Raw genomic sequence first — 16,635 nt, forward strand, 5'->3', positions numbered from 1 at the left:
AAATTCGTCGTCTTTTCCTCACCGACGCCACCCAATGCTTCTTGTCTGAACAGGGCGAACAGCCGTCTCCCTCGATAGCAACAGGGACTTGCGAAAGTGCTTTTTACTTGTATGATGACCGACAATGCAAAGGACATACTTTGCACATACCCGCATAAAAACAACGAGTGGGAGATTCAACTGTGAGCACATCCAATTCCGGGATGGCTGATGGCACAGATTCGGTTCTGAATACAGCCGTGTCCAAAGTCAAACGTCACGTCCTGCCGCTTTTCGTCATCATGTTTATCGTTAATTACATCGACCGGGTGAACATCGGCTTTGTGCGCTCGCACATGGAACATGACCTGGGCATCGGTGCCGCCGCCTATGGCCTGGGTGCCGGGCTGTTCTTCATCGGTTATGCCCTTTTTGAGGTCCCTTCCAACATCCTGTTGCAGAAAGTCGGCGCACGGATCTGGCTGACCCGCATCATGCTGACCTGGGGCATTGTGGCCGCCTGCATGGCATTCATTCAGAACGAAACCCACTTCTACATCCTGCGTTTTCTGCTCGGTGTGGCTGAGGCAGGTTTCTTTCCGGGGGTGATCTACTACTTCACCCGCTGGTTGCCAGGCGTCGAGCGTGGCAAGGCCATCGCCATCTTTCTCAGCGGTTCGGCGATTGCCTCGCTGATCTCCGGCCCGCTGTCCGGCCTGCTGCTGCAAATTACTGGCTTAGGCCTGAAAGGCTGGCAGTGGATGTACTTTATCGAAGGCATGTTCTCAGTCGGCCTGTGCTTCTTCGTCTGGTTCTGGCTGGATTCGAAACCCCACGATGCGAAATGGCTGACCCGCGAAGAACAGGATGCTCTGGTCAATGCGATTGATGCCGAACAGGCTGCCCGAGAAGCAGCGACCCCGGTCAAGGCCTCGATGGGCAAACTGCTGAAAGACAGTCAGATCATCCTGTTTTGCCTGATCTATTTCTTCATCCAGTTGACCATCTATGCAGCGACCTTCTGGCTGCCCAGCATCATCCGCAAAATGGGCGACATGACCGACTTCGAAGTGGGCATGTTCAACTCCATTCCGTGGCTGCTGTCGATTATCGGCATGTACGCCTTTGCCACGCTGTCGGCCAAATGGAAACGCCAACAAGCGTGGGTAGCCATTGCCCTGCTGATCGCCGCGGCCGGGATGTTCATGTCGACCACCGGCAGCCCGATCTTCGCCTTCGTCGCCATCTGCTTTGCAGCATTGGGTTTCAAGTCAGCCTCCTCGCTGTTCTGGCCGATTCCGCAGGCGTACCTGGACGCGCGTATCGCAGCAGCGGTCATTGCGCTGATCAACTCGGTGGGCAACCTCGGCGGCTTCGTGGCGCCGACCACGTTCGGCCTGCTGGAAGAACATACCGGCTCGATCCAGGGCGGGCTTTATGGACTGACCGCGACCTCGATCATTGCCGCGATCATCGTTTTCGCCGCCCGCAATACACCCAAGCCAGGCGCGACGCCGGTCGCCGCCATACAGACCCCGACCACGCATTAATGCACGCGGGCAGTGACGCCATTAAAGGCCATATTTTTACAGGAGCAGTCATGAACATTCAGCACTCCAACATCACCAGCAAGGCCCCGGTCATTACCGAAATGCAAGTTGTACCGGTGGCCGGCCATGACGACATGCTGCTCAACCTCAGCGGCGCGCATGGCCCTTATTTCACCCGCAATATCGTCATTCTCAAGGACAACGCAGGTCATGTAGGTGTTGGCGAAGTACCCGGCGGCGAGCTGATTCGCCAGACCCTGGAAGACGCACGCTCGCTGGTGGTCGGCAGCAGCATCGGCACTTACCAGAAGATTCTCAACCAAGCGCGCAAAGCCTTTGCCGATCGGGATTCCGGCGGTCGTGGCCTGCAGACGTTCGACCTGCGCATCGCCATTCATGCAGTAACCGCGCTGGAAGCCGCCCTCCTCGATCTGCTGGGCCAACACTTGGACGTGCCGGTTGCAGCATTGCTGGGGGAAGGCCAGCAACGCGATCAGGTCGAGATGCTCGGTTACCTGTTTTACGTCGGCGACCAGCGCAAGACAGACCTGGCTTACTGCAGCGAACCGGACGCCGATAACGACTGGTTTCGTATCCGCCATGAAGAAGCACTGACTCCGGAAGCCGTGGTGCGCCTGGCCGAAGCCGCACACCAGCGCTATGGCTTTCAGGACTTCAAGCTCAAGGGCGGGGTATTGAGCGGCGACCAGGAAATAGAAGCGGTTACCGCCCTCGCCGAACGCTTCCCCGAAGCACGCATCACGCTGGACCCTAATGGTGCGTGGTCGCTCAAGGAAGCCATCCGCCTGTGCCGCGATCAACATCATGTGCTGGCCTATGCCGAAGACCCGTGCGGTGCGGAATACGGCTACTCCGGCCGCGAAGTCATGGCTGAATTCCGGCGCGCCACCGGCCTGAAGACCGCCACCAATATGATCGCCACCGACTGGCGCGAAATGGGCCACGCCATTCAACTGCAATCTGTGGACATTCCACTGGCCGACCCGCACTTCTGGACCATGCAGGGCTCCGTTCGCGTCGCGCAGATGTGTAACGAGTGGGGCCTGACCTGGGGTTCGCATTCCAATAACCATTTCGATATTTCGCTGGCGATGTTCACTCATGTCGCCGCCGCAGCGCCGGGCAACATCACAGCGATCGATACGCACTGGATCTGGCAGGACGGTCAGCGTCTGACCAAGGCGCCGCTGCAAATCATCGGCGGCAAGGTGGACGTACCGAAGAAACCGGGCCTCGGCGTAGAACTGGACACGGACCAGTTGGCCAAGGCTCACGAACTGTACAAAGGCATGGGCCTGGGCGCACGTAACGATGCCGTGGCCATGCAGTTTCTGATACCAGACTGGAAATTCAACAACAAACAGCCTTGCCTGGTGCGTTGATCCCGACACGACACCCGTAACTGACTCGCCGCCTGCTCATCATCTGGCTGGCACACGGCGCGCAACCCCCTTGCGCGCCGTTTTTTTTCAAATCGGATTTGGCACACTGAATCGGCATGCTACTGTCTCGCAACATCTCGTAACGACTAGACCGCATGCGCCATCTCGCCCGCACACGTCCTCGCCTTACCCTCGCTGCCTTGATTGGTCTGTCCGCAGGCGTCGCCTGGTCCTGCCTGATCCCTCACGCAACGCTCACGCAAAGCCTGCTGACTGGCTGGGACACGGGCGTCTGGCTTTATCTGATCCTGATTTTCGTCCGCACACTGCGCAGCAACGCGGATGACGTGCGACGCGTCGCGCTGATGGAAGATGAAAAAGCGGGCGTCATCCTGATAACCGTGTGCGTTGCAGCGCTTGCCAGCCTGGCCGCGATCATTTTTGAAATCGCTAGCAGCAAAGGTCTTTCCAGCGATGCGAAAATGCTCCATCACGCCTTCACCGGCCTGACCGTGATCGGCTCGTGGCTGATGATCGGGGTGATTTTCAGCCTGCACTATGCGCGCATGTTCTACACCTGGAAAGGCAAGGAGCCAGCGCTGGCATTTGTGGGTGGGGAAAAGAATCCCGACTATTGGGACTTCCTGTACTTCTCGTTCACCCTCAGCGTTGCGGTCCAGACCTCAGACGTGGGCGTGGCGACCCGTGAAATGCGCAAGGTCGTGCTGGGCCAGTCGCTGATCTGTTTTGTGTTCAACACCGCTATTCTGGGTTTCTCGATCAACATTGCGGCAAGCCTGTTCAACTAGCCTTCTTTCAAAACAACTCATCAAGAGGCCGTTAAACCATGATCCCATTGAACATCGCAGTGCTCGATGACTGGCAAAATGTTGCCAGCGGCGTGGTGGACTGGTCGGCGCTCAATCCCGTTGGCAACGTCAGCTTTCTGCACGACTTCCCGGCCGATACCGCGACCATGGTGCAGCGCCTGCAAGGCTTCGAGATCATTTGCGTGATGCGCGAGCGGACCCTATTCGACGAGGCACTGCTCAGCCAATTGCCCAGGCTAAAACTGCTGGTCACTGGCGGAATGCGCAACGCGGCCATCGATACGGCTGCTGCCAAGCGTCAGGGCATTGTCGTGTGTGGCACTGAAAGCTACAAAAATGCAGCCCCGGAACTGACTTGGGCGTTGATCATGGGCATCACCCGCAACCTGGTGGCCGAGGCAAATTCATTACGCGCAGGCCAGTGGCAAGTCGGACTGGGCAGCGATTTGTACGGCAAGACGCTGGGCATTCTGGGGCTGGGCAGTATCGGCAAATGGATCGCCCGATACGGCCAGGCATTCGGCATGAATGTCATCGCCTGGAGCCAGAACCTGACTAAAGAGGCCGCCGCACAATCAGGCGTTACCTACGTCAGCAAGCAGCAGTTGTTCGAGCAGGCTGATGTGCTGTCGGTGCATCTGGTACTCAGCGACCGCAGCCGCGGCCTGGTCGATGCGCAGGCGCTGGGCTGGATGAAGCCGAGCGCCTACCTGATCAACTCGTCACGCGGCCCGATTATCGATCAGGCCGCACTGATCGAAACGCTGCAACAGCGCAGAATCGCCGGCGCGGCGCTGGACGTGTTCGACATCGAACCACTGCCCGCCGATCATCCGTTTCGCACGCTGGACAACGTCCTGGCAACGCCGCACATCGGCTATGTGACCGAGAACAACTACCGGACCTTTTACGGGCAGATGATCGAGGATATTCAAGCGTGGCATGCAAGAGCGCCGATTCGGGTGTTTGGGCAATGATACCCGGGCATTGCACGGCGCGGCGCGCTCTGTCTTGCCCTGCCTGCGCATTGCCCCATCAGGGACGTCGCGCTACCGGTCTCTTGTTACAGACCCACACATAATAAAAAACAGAAAAGGCAACACGGTAATAAACGCATAATATTAAGTTTCCTACTACTTTATATGAGCACTGCAATTCAATAAGTTATCGATATACTGGCAACCCACTCTCCTGCATCACCGAGCCCCGTCACTTCTCGTACAGCGCCTACAGGGCCATTTGATGAATATCCGCTCAGCCAGGTCATATGACTTCCTCATGACAGCTAAAGAAAAGCCTGTCATGGAAGACAGGACCACGCGCCCCGTGAACGCTGGCGCTAATGACGTAACTCCGGATACACAGGCGAAACTCGACACCTACACCGCCTCCGACAGCCGCCTCGCCGAGTCGCCAGATGCGTTTCCGGTCTACACGAGAAGGATGCTTAATCAAAATACTCAGTCGCTGGAGAGCGGAGCATCCTCGTCAGAGGCGGCTTTACTGACCAGTCAAAAGACAAGTGTCAGTCGGGACGATACAAAGGTTCTCCCCGACAAAGCGGCAACAGCCAAAGACAATGCTCCCCTTTCAGAGCCCGTAAAAAAAGCCACAGACAAGAACAAGGTTGTCTCCTCGGAGCCAGTCAAGATTGCCGAGACCGTCTCGCATGGGGGAGCCAATGTTGTGCCGGATGACATCACAACACCTGCAGCAGCTACGCAGATGATCCAGAATCTGAAAGCGATTGGCGGCGGGACTTTACGCATTCAGATGACACATGATCAGATCCAGGATGCCAGGCAAATTGACAAGCTCAGGGCATTGCTTAATGAAGGGAGCAAACAAGGCGTGAAAGTTCAGTTCACTCTTCGTGACAGTGCGAACCAGGGTAGCGGAAACGTGCTGACGGGAGAAAAATTGAAGCAGGCCTCGAGCGACATCAGTAACGTGGTCAAAAAGTTCGGCAATCATACCGGTTTCGTATTGGATACTTTCAATCAGGGCGGTAAAAGCGCCAGCCAGGACTGGGCCGACATGCAAAGCACATTAATTAAATCCGCGCGCAATGCCGGCTATAAAGGAATTATCGTTGTCGAGGACAGCAACTGGGGTGGCGGCCTGACCGCTGGCCCGGAAAGCGGGCTCGTCAAGTTTGCCGATCAATTAAAGGCCGCCAATGGCAACGACAATCCTGCCTTGATTGGCAGTGTTCATGTGTATGCAAGGGAAACTGAAGCCTCTTCCCGGCTCGCAAGCCAGATCAAGGCGTTGAAAAATGCGGGCTATAAACTCCAGATTGGCGAAGTGGGTAATGCCAACTGGCTGGCAGGTAACATGTTCCAGCAAAGGGACGATGCCACCAAAGCCTTGAAAGATAATCTGACCGCTCTCAAAGCGGCCGGAGCGGATATTTTACCCGGGAAGGACCAGTTCCAGGATGGCAAACTTCGCCGCCGCGTCGGGTTTTCAAAGTCAGATCAGTACTGATGATTCCATGCTGCGTGTAAGCGGGTCCGGCATATATGACTGCTGATCCTGACCCTGAAAAGGGTCAGGCTTTCTTTATAAGCCCCCTCTACCAGCAGCGTTACAAGGTATAAGCAATGCCCATCTGCACCGTCCGTGGAGCGCCCGGATACGCGTAGACGTTGCCAAACGCACCGTCCTCATATTCGGTATTGAAGACGTTCTTCAGGTCCAGATTGAGCTTCACACGCGGGCTGACCTTGTAGTAGGCCAGCAGGTCGAACACGGTGTAGCTATCCATCGAAAAAGCAACGTTGGCCGTACGCCCGGCGCGCTGGTCGACGTAGCGACCGCCAGCTCCCAGCCCCAGGCCGCGCAAGGCGCCGTCCTGAAATTCATAGACGTTGAGCAGGCTGAAGGTCTGTTCGGGAATATTCATCAAGCGTGTACCCGAGCGCAGCGTATTGTCCTTGGTCACTTCGGCGTCGACGTAGGCGTAGCTGCCCATCATCTTCCACTCGGGCGTCAGGTTGCCAACCACGTTGAGGTCCAGACCACGGCTGCGCACCTCGCCTGCCGCCACACTGAACGTTGAGTCGACCGGATCGGTGGTCAGCACGTTACGCTTCTCGATCTGGTAGATCGCCGCGTCTACACTCAACTGTCCTTCCAGCGCTTCCCACTTGGTGCCTATCTCGTAGGACTTGCCCTCTTCCGGCTTGAAGCCGCCACCCAGCCGGCTGGCACCGCTGTTGGGTTTGAACGAGCGCGCCGTGTTGGCATACACCGCAACGGTGTCGGTCAGGTCGTAGCTCAGGCCGACGCGCGGCGTGACAGCGTTATCGCTGGCAGTCCAGCTGCTGGTGCCTGGCAGAAATGAATCGTAGTCATGTTCGAAACGCTCAACACGTACGCCGCCCAGCAATTTCAGGCGTTCGGTCAGCGCCACCTGGTCCTGCACGAAGGCCGCCCAGGTTTTCAGGTTTTCCTTGTCATGCGTGGTGGTTCGGGTCAGTGCCGGGCGAGCCTGACCGTAGACCGGGTTGAAGATGTCGATGGGGTAGGCGCTGACCGCACCATTGGAGCGCTGGATGATCGACTTGTAGTCGTAGTCTTCGTACTCGACGCCGGTCAGCAGCGTGTGCTCGAAACCACCCGCCGAGAAATACCCGGTCAGGTTCAGTTGCACATCGCGGTCGGTCCATTCCAGCTTGCGATAGTTGAAGTTACGGCCCAACGTGCGACCGTCGGCGGCCAGGCCGTTGGCTTCGATGGCGTCGCCTTTCAGGGAGCCATCGAGTATCTGCACGCCACCGCCCAGCTTCCAGTCTGCGTTCAGGTCATGATCGAAGCGCAGTTGCGCCATGTTGTTATCGTTGTGCAGTTTCCCCACGCTCTTCTCGCCGAAGAAGGTGTCACGCGACGCAGTACGGGCCTGGCCGGGGTAGCGCGTAAGGCCCCGGTCCAGCGGCGCGTTGTTGCGCATGAAATCACCTTCGAAGGTGATGCGCGTGGCGTCGTTGACCTGCCAGCTCAAGACCGGTGCAACGCCATATCGCTCGGTTTCGACGTGATCACGGAACGTATCACCGCCCTCGCCCACCACGTTCAGGCGATAGGCAAAGCGCCCCTCGTCATCCAGCGGGCCAGAAGCATCAAGTGTCCCGCGCTTCATGCCCTGATCATTGAGCTGGCTGCCCAGTGTGACCGTGGGCTCGGCCAGCGGTTGTTTGGAGACCATGTTGAAGGTGCCGCCCGGGTCGCCACGGCCATACAGCGTGGTAGCAGGACCGCGCAGCACTTCAAGGCGCTCGATGGTGTTGGCGTCCGGCATATTCGGATAACCACGGTTGATCGGGAAGCCGTTGCGATAGAACTCGCCCGTCGTGAAGCCGCGTACGGTAAAGGTGGTCAGGCCCTGACCACCGAAATTGTTGGCCCGTCCAACCCCGCCTGCGTAATCGAGGGCATCCTGCAGACGCGTGGCGCCAATGTCTTCCACAGCATCGCGGGTCACGACGCTGACGGACTGCGGGGTTTCATGCAAAGAAGTGTCGGTACGTGTTGCGCTGGCGGAGCGCGTGGCCCGATAACCATCGACCGGCCCCTGCGCGCTTTCGGCACTGGACGTGCCTTGAATGTCGATGTTCTGCAACTCTATCGAAGGTTGCGCGGCAGTGACCTGATCAGCCCAGGCGGCTTGTGAAACAGCTTGAATGACACAAATTGAGATGAGAGTACGACGCATCGACGTGCAGCCCTTGGCAAGAAACCAGACCTCTTGGGACCCGGCAGGATTTTTCGCGAATAGTACAGATTCGTATTAACACTTGATACAATTTCGCAAAAATACCTTTCCCGCTGTTGAACATCCCGCTTAGCAAACGCAGGGACAAACAGGCAAACTCTCCCCCACCGAACGCCTTTCGATGAGAGAACCGACAATGCCTCTTTCCAAGCAGCCCGCCGACCCTCGCTGCGCCTTGCTGGTGATCGATATGCAGTACGACTTCATGCCCGGCGGCCAGTTGGCGGTAGCGGATGGCGATGCGTTGCTGCCGCTGATCAATCGTCTGGGCAAGCGCTTTGCCAGCGTGATCATCACTCAGGACTGGCACCCGGCAGGGCATATTTCGTTTGCCTCCAGCCATGTGCAGCGCGTGCCATTCGAGAGCATCACCCTGCCCTATGGCCCGCAAACCCTGTGGCCGGACCACTGCGTGCAGGGCAGTCACGGGGCTCAATTGCATGCCGACCTTGATCTGCCTCATGCGCAGTTGATCTTGCGCAAGGGCTGCAACGCGCACATCGACAGCTATTCGGCGTTTCTGGAAGCAGACCGCACAACCACGACGGGGCTGGCCGGATACCTGAAAGAGCGTGGTATCGACACGGTGTTCGTGGCCGGCCTGGCGCTGGATTTCTGTGTTGCCTGGTCGGCTCAGGATGCACGCAGTGCCGGTTTCAATACCTATGTGATTGAAGATGCGTGCCGCGCCATCGACATGAACGGCTCGCTGGAGCAGGCCTGGCGAACGATGCTGGGTGCAGGCGTCCAGCGCGTGCAGAGCTCGGATTTGCAGGGCTAGCAAGAAATTTCTGTGAATTGCCCGCTACAACGCTTTATACAGCGGTTCAACAGCGAACGACGGCGCGCGATACCTGTCTGAAGCATCGGACTGAGGCCGCCTGGCGGGTCCATTTCATCACTGGCGCTGAGGATGTGGTATGGATCACGAAGTAGACGGCAAGACCCCCGGCCTTTCCGCCGAGGAAGAGCGCGAGATTGACGAAAACCAGCCGCCCCGTGCGGCGGTGTTGCACGAAACCATCCGGATGCAGGGCGACCACGAACTGGAGCGCAGTGTGGCCGCGCTATGGTGGTCGGCACTGGCTGCGGGCCTGACCATGGGCCTGTCGCTGATGGCGATGGGCCTGCTGAACTCGCGCCTCGAAGGCATCACCGGCAGCCATGTGATCAGCAGCCTTGGCTATTCGGCAGGGTTTCTGGCGGTGATTCTGGCACGCCAGCAACTGTTCACGGAAAACACCATCACCGCTGTGCTGCCGGTCATGAGCAAACTGAACCTGGCCAACATCGGGCGGTTACTTCGCCTGTGGGGTGTGGTATTGACCGGTAATCTCGTCGGCACGCTGCTGGTGGCCTACGTCATGCTTAACCTGCCGATCTTCGATAGCAGTACCGACAAGGCGTTTCTGGAGATTGGCCGCAAGGTCATGGAGAACGACGTCGGCCAGATGTTTTCCAAGGGCATCGTCTCTGGCTGGATGATTGCGACCATGGTCTGGATGATTGCCTCGATGGAAAACGCAAAGATAGCAATCATCGTGCTGATCACCTACTTGATGGCGCTGGGCGACTTCACTCACATCGTGGTGGGTTCGGCCGAAGTATCCTATCTTGTATTCGCGGGAGAACTGGGCTGGAAGGACTTCTGGTTTGCTTTTGCAGCGCCTACGCTGGCAGGCAACATCATCGGCGGCAGCTTTATTTTTGCCCTGATCAGCCATGCGCAGATTCGTAGCGAGAAGGACACCACCGCCAAAATGGAACGCGACCGCAAAAACAAGTTAGAAAAACGGCGTCTGGAAAAAGAGCAGACGCTCAAGGACGCGGATTCCGCAGCCCAACGAGAAATATGATTCCCGTCATTAAACTTTCTTTCAGGAAACGCGCCGGGTTTTATAGGCAGAATGACACTTTGAACGCACTTATTCAGGCAGGGACCATGACCCGAATTCTGGCAATCGAAGATGATGCCATCACCGCCAAGGAAATCGTCACCGAACTCAGCAGCCACGGGCTGGAAGTGGACTGGGTCGACAATGGCCGTGATGGCCTGGCGCGCGCAGTGAGTGGCGATTACGACCTCATTACCCTGGACCGCATGCTGCCGGAGATGGATGGTCTTACCATCGTCACCCACCTGCGGGCGCAGGGTATTTCCACGCCCATCCTGATGATCAGCGCCTTGTCCGATGTGGACGAGCGCGTTCGGGGATTGCGTGCCGGAGGGGATGACTATCTGCCCAAGCCCTTTGCGTCGGACGAAATGGCCGCGCGCGTCGAGGTCTTGTTGCGGCGCAGCAACCCGGTCAGTGCCGCCAAGACGGTATTGCAGGTTGCCGATCTGGAGCTGAACCTGATCACCCGTGAAGCCTGTCGCGGCGGCGAGCCGCTGACCTTGCTGCCCACGGAGTTCAAGCTGCTGGAGTTTCTGATGCGCAACAGTGGGCAGATCATCACGCGAATGATGATCTTCCAGGAAGTCTGGGGTTATCACTTCGACCCAGGCACCAACCTGATCGACGTTCACATTGGCCGCCTGCGCAAGAAGATCGACCAACCCGGCACCGCACAGCTTATTCAGACCGTGCGAGGATCCGGTTATGTCATTGCCGAACCCGTCTAAGGGCTGGCGATCGTCTACAAGCCGATTATTGGCGCTGTACAGTTCTCTGTTCGTGGCTTGGAGCGTGATTCTCCTTGGCGTCCTGTATTGGGAGGTCACGTCTTACCTCGACACCCTCGCCCGCCAGTCGCTTACCCATCGCCAGCAACTGTTCTCACGCTTCGAGGGCCAGGGGCTGGTGGACGCCCTGGCGACCAGCATGACCTTCGATACGCGCTCGGTGGACGCCTATGGTCTGTTCGACCAGAACTTCCGCCCGGTGGCCGGCCCGATTACCAGCATCCCGAAAAACCTGCCTATCGACGGCCAGATTCATGTGCTGAACGACTGCATTGAATCGGATGATCCGGGGATGCCGCAAGGCAGTTGCGATGCAATCGTCAATCGCACTCCGGACGGCCGCTGGCTGGTGCTGGTGCGCGAGAACGGCTCATTGTTCGCTGTCAGCACACTGATCCTGCACGCTTTGCTGTGGGGCATCTCGCTGACCATTATCCCGGGTGTCGCAGGCTGGCACTTGCTGCGTCGTCGCCCGCTACGCCGAATCCGGGCCATTCAGGCCAGCGCTGAATCGATCATCGAGGGTGACATGGCCGGTCGCCTTCCAGTGTCCAACCGGCGCGACGAGCTGGACATGCTGGCGGTGATCGTCAACGCCATGCTCGACCGCATCGAAAAACTCATGAACGAGGTCAAGGGCGTCTGTGACAACATCGCTCATGATCTGCGCACTCCGCTGACTCGCCTTCGCGCCCAGCTGTACCGTATTCAGCAGCAATCGGCGCCTGACTCTACCCACGCCACCCAGATCGCCCAGGTGATTGGTGAGGCCGATACCCTTATGGCGCGGTTCAGGGGCCTGCTGCGGATTTCGGAGCTGGAAGACCGTCAGCGAAGGTCGGCGTTCGTCGAGCTGGAGTTGCAGCCGCTACTGCAGGAATTGCACGACTTTTACCTGCCGTTGGCCGAAGAAGACCAGATTGCTCTGCTGCTGGAACTGCATGATCCGCTGCCCACCCTGGTGGGTGACCGGGCCCTGCTGTTCGAAGCGCTGACCAATCTCCTGGGTAATGCGATCAAATTCACTCCGTCTGGCGGAATAGTGAAAGTCAGTGCCTATATCGCCAAGGACGGCACTACCCCGTGCATAGAGGTGCAGGATTCCGGGCCTGGGATCCCGGTCGCCGAGCGCGATGCGGTGTTCCAGCGTTTCTATCGGAGCGAAAACGGCAACGAGCATAGCGGATTCGGGCTCGGCCTGTCCGTAGTGGCTGCCATCGTCAATCTGCACGGGTTTACCCTGCACATCGGCACCAGCGAATACGGCGGCGCCAGCTTGCTGCTGGAATGTCGCCCGGTTCATGCCTTGGCCTGATCAGTACACATCCCGTTTTTTAGCGGGATTTTCGCTATTAGTCGTGGCGTTCTGTCGATGTCTTCAAGCAGAGAGAAGCTCACGAGCTGTGTTGGCTCGAAAAATCCCGGCGTGCCTGCTTTTTGACAAGCTTGAAGCGTCTGGATCAACGGTTTCGGCGTTTAGATAATAATCTGGCGCAACTTGCCAAGCGCTTATCTGTAACAATATGTTTCAACAATTGGCTTCGCTCGACCGTTTCAGGGCGCACAAGTTCAACCCATAAGTTGAGCTTTTCGGGCGCTTTAGCTCGCTTTTCCCCGAATAACCCCGTGACGTTCACCACCACCTCCAAACGGGTGGACATTGAAAATGTGAATTGCCCTACATTTTTATGACGTCAATGACTTGTCGGCATGATGGCACTGGGTTATCTATAGCCGGGCATCAAGCGCATTCGCTGGTCCGCTTTCCTGTTCTACCCAAAATAATAACTCACCGGATTTCGCCACTAACAAGGCGAGGCTTAGGCATGGCTGCCCGAGCAGAGAAAGCTGTATTTATCGTGGGATCGACATCGGCTGGGAGGCTATTATGGGCGCACAATCAAAGATTTTAAACGTAGGTGGGTACAAGGTTTACACCGAGACTTACTGGAGAAACAGCGACGCCAAGACCATCTTGCTGGTCAACGGCGCATTGTCCACAACAGGCTCTTTCGGCCAGACCGTCAAGTACCTGCAACCGCACTACAACCTGGTCCTCTTCGACCTGCCCTTTTCCGGGCAATCCCGGGCACACAACTCGGATGACATGATTGTCAGCAAGGAAGATGAAGTAAACATCCTCCTTCAACTGATCGATCTGTATCAGGTCAACTACCTGCTTTCTGTGTCGTGGGGCGGCGTATCAGCCTTGCTGGCGCTTGCCGAATGCCCGGCATCGGTGGAAAAGGCAATCATCAGTTCGTTTTCGCCGGTCCTCAACGAACCGATGCTCGACTACATCGACAACGCTCAGGTGTTCCTTGCCGCGCGCGAGAAACGCAAGATCGGCGCGCTGCTGAACGACACGGTCGGCAAGTACTTGCCTCGCCTGTTCAAGCTCTATAACTACAAGCACCTGATCAGCCTTGCCGAACATGAGTATGCACAGATCGACTTCCACATCAGCCAGATTCGCACACTAAGCGCCAGTAACTACGTCGAGCGTTTTTCGTCGATCAAGATCCCGGTGCTGTTCATCAACGGCGAGAAGGATGAATACACCACCGTCGAAGATGCACGCTTGTTCTCCAACTACATCGCCAAAAGTAGTTTCAACGTCGTGCCGGACACCGGGCACTTTCTAGACCTGGAAAGCAAAGCAGCCTGGCACCACTCGCAAAAGACTGCACTGCAATTTCTGGGCACCGAAGCCAGAACCGAAGTATGGCCAAGCGTTACTGCGATGGCATGAAACACACCCGTCAGCGTCCGGAAAGCTCTCCGGCTTTTCCGGCGTGATGCTGTCATTCAGGCATATCGGCTTACTTGATCGGGCAGTGCCATTCGTTGATGACTCTTTCTCTTGCAACGCGCTTGCGTTCGTTGTGCCGTGCCTGCGGAGTTTTTCGGATGTTGCACGCCTCCGCTTTCCAACCCCGCCTTGTTCGACCGTGCCGCTGCTGGCGTTTGCCACCCTCAGTTACGAGCAGGAACAACCGCTGGTCTGGCGTAGCGACCGGTTACCGACCATTACCCTCAAGGCCAATGTGCTGGGCAAGCTGCAACCGACCGCACTGGTCAAGCAATTGAAACCTGAAGTCGAGGCCTTCAGTGCCAGTCTGCCACTGCGCTACTCGGTCGCCACCGGCGGCGCAGTCGAGGCCAGCACCTGCTCACAAGGGCCGATATTGAAGGTCGTGCCGCTGATGCTGCTGTTGGTGGTGAGTCACGGGATCAAGCGGCCGGCAACGTAAGTGTGCTGGCATTCGCCGATCAGATACGCGAGGGTTAGGCTCAAAAAGCATGCAATGCCCTGAGGCGACGAATCACGTTTACCAGAACAGGGGAAAAGGCCTGAAGCTGTTGTTGGTCATCCTCGACCAGTAACTCGTCATGTAACAGAGAGAGTACGTCATCGTCCTCAAGAGCCAGTCCTGACGAGCCCATGCCATGCGAAAACAGCAGACTATCGATCATTGCTTTGCGCTCGCCAATCAGCCACCTGTTGGACACTTGATCACCGCCCAGATTAAGCACCTTGATACAATCTTGCGCCCTGTCGGTCTTACCTCCAACCAGTCCGGAAAGTTCGAACTGCAATTCTGTTTCACACTCAGCCATAAGAGGCGTCAAGCGTAGAGTCTGGTCACCATGCGCGTCCCCACATCGACCGGGCCGATTGCAGCTGGCAACAATATTCTGAAAATCGAGCGTGCGATTGGGTGCCAGGCGTTGCGCTTCGACGTGTTCATTGTGAGCGCTGTCCTTCAAAGGGGTGATGCTGCGGCAGCAATAGGCACATAACCCATGCTGCTCCAGGACACAGGTATGTCGAATTGCATCTTTGATATCTTCCCGGCCAACCAGATCTTCGTATTTTTTTCCCTTGTTGGTGCGCGCCCACTGCTTCAGGACTGCGAGACTTCCTTTTTCAATCTTTCGCACGACGTAATTCCAGCTTGCGGATCAACAAAGACGCCTTGGCCAACTCTATGTGTCCAGAAGGCAGGTCATTGACCAGCTTTTGGTAAAGGGAGTGAACCTCCTCCAGATCACCCAGCATCAGCAGCTCCTGGAGCCTGTCCAGACGTTTCTGAACGTCAACATTGCGGACATCCGTGTCCATGACACTCAACAGCACCTGATTGGCATCAAGCCCGTAAAGACTGTCCGGCTCGCTTAGCTCACCGTCGTCCATAACGTACACCAGAACATCCTTGCTATCGCTGATGACCAGTGGCGAATGCGTGGTCAGCAGAAACTGGCAGTTCGGGAAGGTTGTAGTGAGTTGGGCGATCAGGCTGCGCTGCCATTTGGGATGCAGGTGCAAATCGACTTCATCGATTAGTACGATGCCATTGCCATGCAGAGGATTTTCGAGCGCAGGGTTCATCATGGCGAGGCGTCTGGCGATATCGCCGACGAGCGCCATCATCGACTTCTCGCCTTGGGACAGCTGCGAGACGTTCAAGGTCTGGCCGTCTTTATCGATAGCCATATGCAGACGCGGTTTGCGTTTGACGCGCAGTTTTGTGAAGCCGGGCATGAAGGCTTCGACCGCATTTCTGACAGCGTTTAGCTGACGGTCACGCGACGAGGCATGCTCCCTGACCAGTACTTTCCAGAGTTCTGTATCGAGTAATTTTTGAGACAGTTTAGTAAGCAGCTCAGTTGGAATACCTGTTTCGTTCTCGCTGTCTTCGCGTTCCCTGAACCACTCGAAAAAACGGCGAAAATCCACGCCACGACCCAAGGCGTTGTCGTAGCCATCCAGTTGATCGAATGTGTGTTTGGCGTGGACCTTGAGCGGTATCTCAAGCACTGAGCGTTCAACTGGATAAAAGGCCAAAAGAGGAAGAGATGAATCACTCTTGGCAGTCAACTGTGAGCGGTAACCTTCCGCCAGCAAATTCAATTCGTTCAATGCACTGGACAAGTTGGCATTTCGACCTTTACGAGTACCAGCAATTTGCCAATGGAAATCAGGCCCACAAATCAGGGAGTCGAAAATCTGATCATCGTAAGCGTCAATACGAATTGAAGAAGTCACAGCGCCGTTCTGAATCGTATCCTCATCGATCCGACTACCAACACCTTTTGGCGTCCTGACCCTCGCCACCAGCCAGTTCAATGATGTGGCGACAGACTTGAGCAGTGTGGTCTTCCCTGCCCCATTGTTCCCGACCAGCACTGTCACTCTCGACGCGTGCCGTTCGGTAGGCGCGAGTGCGACTTCCAGATCGCTGAACCGTCCCACATTGATGAGCCTGAAGCTTTTGATTTCCATGAAAGTCCCTGAAGGGATTGATCCAGAACAGAATGACGGTCGGCATTATGGCATTCCTGCGAGCCCCGTGAAGGCCTGACCACACATCGACTCATTTCCACCCATCATTCCCAGAAATATCCT

The 16,635-nt window shown here is 56.8% G+C and carries 13 protein-coding genes and 1 pseudogene; 11 read left to right on the plus strand and 3 right to left on the minus strand.

Annotated elements, in window-relative coordinates; translation table 11 throughout:
* Positions 1-203 precede the first annotated feature (203 nt).
* The 5 genes from N018_RS15325 to N018_RS15345 all read left to right on the plus strand — a co-directional run bounded on the left by N018_RS15325 (position 204) and on the right by N018_RS15345 (position 6,252).
* The gene (locus N018_RS15325) at positions 204-1,529 is read left to right on the plus strand and encodes an MFS transporter (protein WP_024646548.1); all 1,326 of its coding nucleotides are present in this window, start codon (positions 204-206) and stop codon (positions 1,527-1,529) included.
* A 50-nt stretch (positions 1,530-1,579) separates the two neighbouring features.
* On the plus strand, positions 1,580-2,932 hold the full coding sequence (gudD, locus tag N018_RS15330) for a glucarate dehydratase (protein WP_025390146.1): 1,353 nt from the start codon (positions 1,580-1,582) through the stop codon (positions 2,930-2,932).
* Positions 2,933-3,087: 155 nt separating this feature from the next.
* Positions 3,088-3,741, plus strand: a complete 654-nt coding sequence (locus N018_RS15335; RefSeq protein ID WP_024646550.1) for a DUF1345 domain-containing protein — start codon at positions 3,088-3,090, stop codon at positions 3,739-3,741.
* Positions 3,742-3,779: 38 nt separating this feature from the next.
* Positions 3,780-4,739 carry a D-2-hydroxyacid dehydrogenase family protein gene (locus tag N018_RS15340; protein ID WP_024646551.1) on the plus strand — a complete coding sequence of 320 codons (960 nt, stop codon included), beginning with the start codon at positions 3,780-3,782 and terminating at the stop codon, positions 4,737-4,739.
* A gap of 265 nt (positions 4,740-5,004) precedes the next feature.
* The gene (locus N018_RS15345) at positions 5,005-6,252 is read left to right on the plus strand and encodes a cellulase family glycosylhydrolase (RefSeq protein ID WP_025390147.1); all 1,248 of its coding nucleotides are present in this window, start codon (positions 5,005-5,007) and stop codon (positions 6,250-6,252) included.
* 100 nt (positions 6,253-6,352) lie between these two features.
* On the opposite strand, the gene N018_RS15350 is transcribed toward N018_RS15345, so the two are convergent.
* Positions 6,353-8,479: a TonB-dependent siderophore receptor gene (locus tag N018_RS15350; RefSeq protein WP_024646553.1), complete on the minus strand. Its 2,127-nt coding sequence runs from the start codon at positions 8,477-8,479 to the stop codon at positions 6,353-6,355.
* A gap of 196 nt (positions 8,480-8,675) precedes the next feature.
* Here N018_RS15350 and pncA point away from each other — a divergent pair, with 196 nt between their 5' ends.
* The 6 genes and pseudogenes from pncA to N018_RS15380 all read left to right on the plus strand — a co-directional run.
* On the plus strand, positions 8,676-9,320 hold the full coding sequence (pncA, locus tag N018_RS15355; RefSeq protein WP_024646554.1) for a bifunctional nicotinamidase/pyrazinamidase: 645 nt from the start codon (positions 8,676-8,678) through the stop codon (positions 9,318-9,320).
* Between the two features lie 139 nt (positions 9,321-9,459).
* Entirely contained in the window at positions 9,460-10,395 is a 936-nt protein-coding gene (locus N018_RS15360) for a formate/nitrite transporter family protein (protein ID WP_024646555.1), read from the plus strand.
* A gap of 86 nt (positions 10,396-10,481) precedes the next feature.
* Entirely contained in the window at positions 10,482-11,165 is a 684-nt protein-coding gene (locus tag N018_RS15365; RefSeq protein WP_003371891.1) for a response regulator transcription factor, read from the plus strand.
* Positions 11,143-12,540 carry a sensor histidine kinase gene (locus tag N018_RS15370; RefSeq protein WP_024646556.1) on the plus strand — a complete coding sequence of 466 codons (1,398 nt, stop codon included), beginning with the start codon at positions 11,143-11,145 and terminating at the stop codon, positions 12,538-12,540. The genes N018_RS15365 and N018_RS15370 overlap by 23 nt, the downstream gene beginning before the upstream one ends.
* A 573-nt stretch (positions 12,541-13,113) precedes the next feature.
* Positions 13,114-13,977, plus strand: a complete 864-nt coding sequence (locus tag N018_RS15375; protein WP_024646557.1) for an alpha/beta fold hydrolase — start codon at positions 13,114-13,116, stop codon at positions 13,975-13,977.
* A gap of 169 nt (positions 13,978-14,146) precedes the next feature.
* Positions 14,147-14,467, plus strand: a pseudogene (locus N018_RS15380) (AcrB/AcrD/AcrF family protein); the annotation flags it as partial.
* A 52-nt stretch (positions 14,468-14,519) separates the two neighbouring features.
* Here the strand turns inward: N018_RS15380 and N018_RS15385 are convergent.
* A complete protein-coding gene (locus N018_RS15385) occupies positions 14,520-15,170 on the minus strand; it encodes a hypothetical protein (protein ID WP_025390149.1) in 651 nt (216 codons plus the stop codon).
* Positions 15,157-16,512 carry an AAA family ATPase gene (locus N018_RS15390; RefSeq protein ID WP_025390150.1) on the minus strand — a complete coding sequence of 452 codons (1,356 nt, stop codon included), beginning with the start codon at positions 16,510-16,512 and terminating at the stop codon, positions 15,157-15,159. The genes N018_RS15385 and N018_RS15390 overlap by 14 nt, the downstream gene beginning before the upstream one ends.
* Between the last annotated feature and the right edge of the window lie 123 nt (positions 16,513-16,635).

The organism is Pseudomonas syringae CC1557 (assembly GCF_000452705.1).
Lineage (GTDB): Bacteria > Pseudomonadota > Gammaproteobacteria > Pseudomonadales > Pseudomonadaceae > Aquipseudomonas > Aquipseudomonas syringae_F.

Excerpts from the sequence above, each read along its gene's own strand:
- N018_RS15370 (WP_024646556.1), top strand. The coding sequence starts at position 11,143 with ATGTCATTGCCGAACCCGTCTAAGGGCTGGCGATCGTCTACAAGCCGA.
- N018_RS15375 (WP_024646557.1), top strand. The coding sequence starts at position 13,114 with ATGGGCGCACAATCAAAGATTTTAAACGTAGGTGGGTACAAGGTTTAC.
- pncA (WP_024646554.1), top strand. The coding sequence starts at position 8,676 with ATGCCTCTTTCCAAGCAGCCCGCCGACCCTCGCTGCGCCTTGCTGGTG.
- N018_RS15350 (WP_024646553.1), bottom strand. The coding sequence starts at position 8,479 with ATGCGTCGTACTCTCATCTCAATTTGTGTCATTCAAGCTGTTTCACAA.
- gudD (WP_025390146.1), top strand. The coding sequence starts at position 1,580 with ATGAACATTCAGCACTCCAACATCACCAGCAAGGCCCCGGTCATTACC.
- N018_RS15335 (WP_024646550.1), top strand. The coding sequence starts at position 3,088 with ATGCGCCATCTCGCCCGCACACGTCCTCGCCTTACCCTCGCTGCCTTG.
- N018_RS15365 (WP_003371891.1), top strand. The coding sequence starts at position 10,482 with ATGACCCGAATTCTGGCAATCGAAGATGATGCCATCACCGCCAAGGAA.
- N018_RS15340 (WP_024646551.1), top strand. The coding sequence starts at position 3,780 with ATGATCCCATTGAACATCGCAGTGCTCGATGACTGGCAAAATGTTGCC.
- N018_RS15390 (WP_025390150.1), bottom strand. The coding sequence starts at position 16,512 with ATGGAAATCAAAAGCTTCAGGCTCATCAATGTGGGACGGTTCAGCGAT.
- N018_RS15325 (WP_024646548.1), top strand. The coding sequence starts at position 204 with ATGGCTGATGGCACAGATTCGGTTCTGAATACAGCCGTGTCCAAAGTC.
- N018_RS15360 (WP_024646555.1), top strand. The coding sequence starts at position 9,460 with ATGGATCACGAAGTAGACGGCAAGACCCCCGGCCTTTCCGCCGAGGAA.
- N018_RS15345 (WP_025390147.1), top strand. The coding sequence starts at position 5,005 with ATGAATATCCGCTCAGCCAGGTCATATGACTTCCTCATGACAGCTAAA.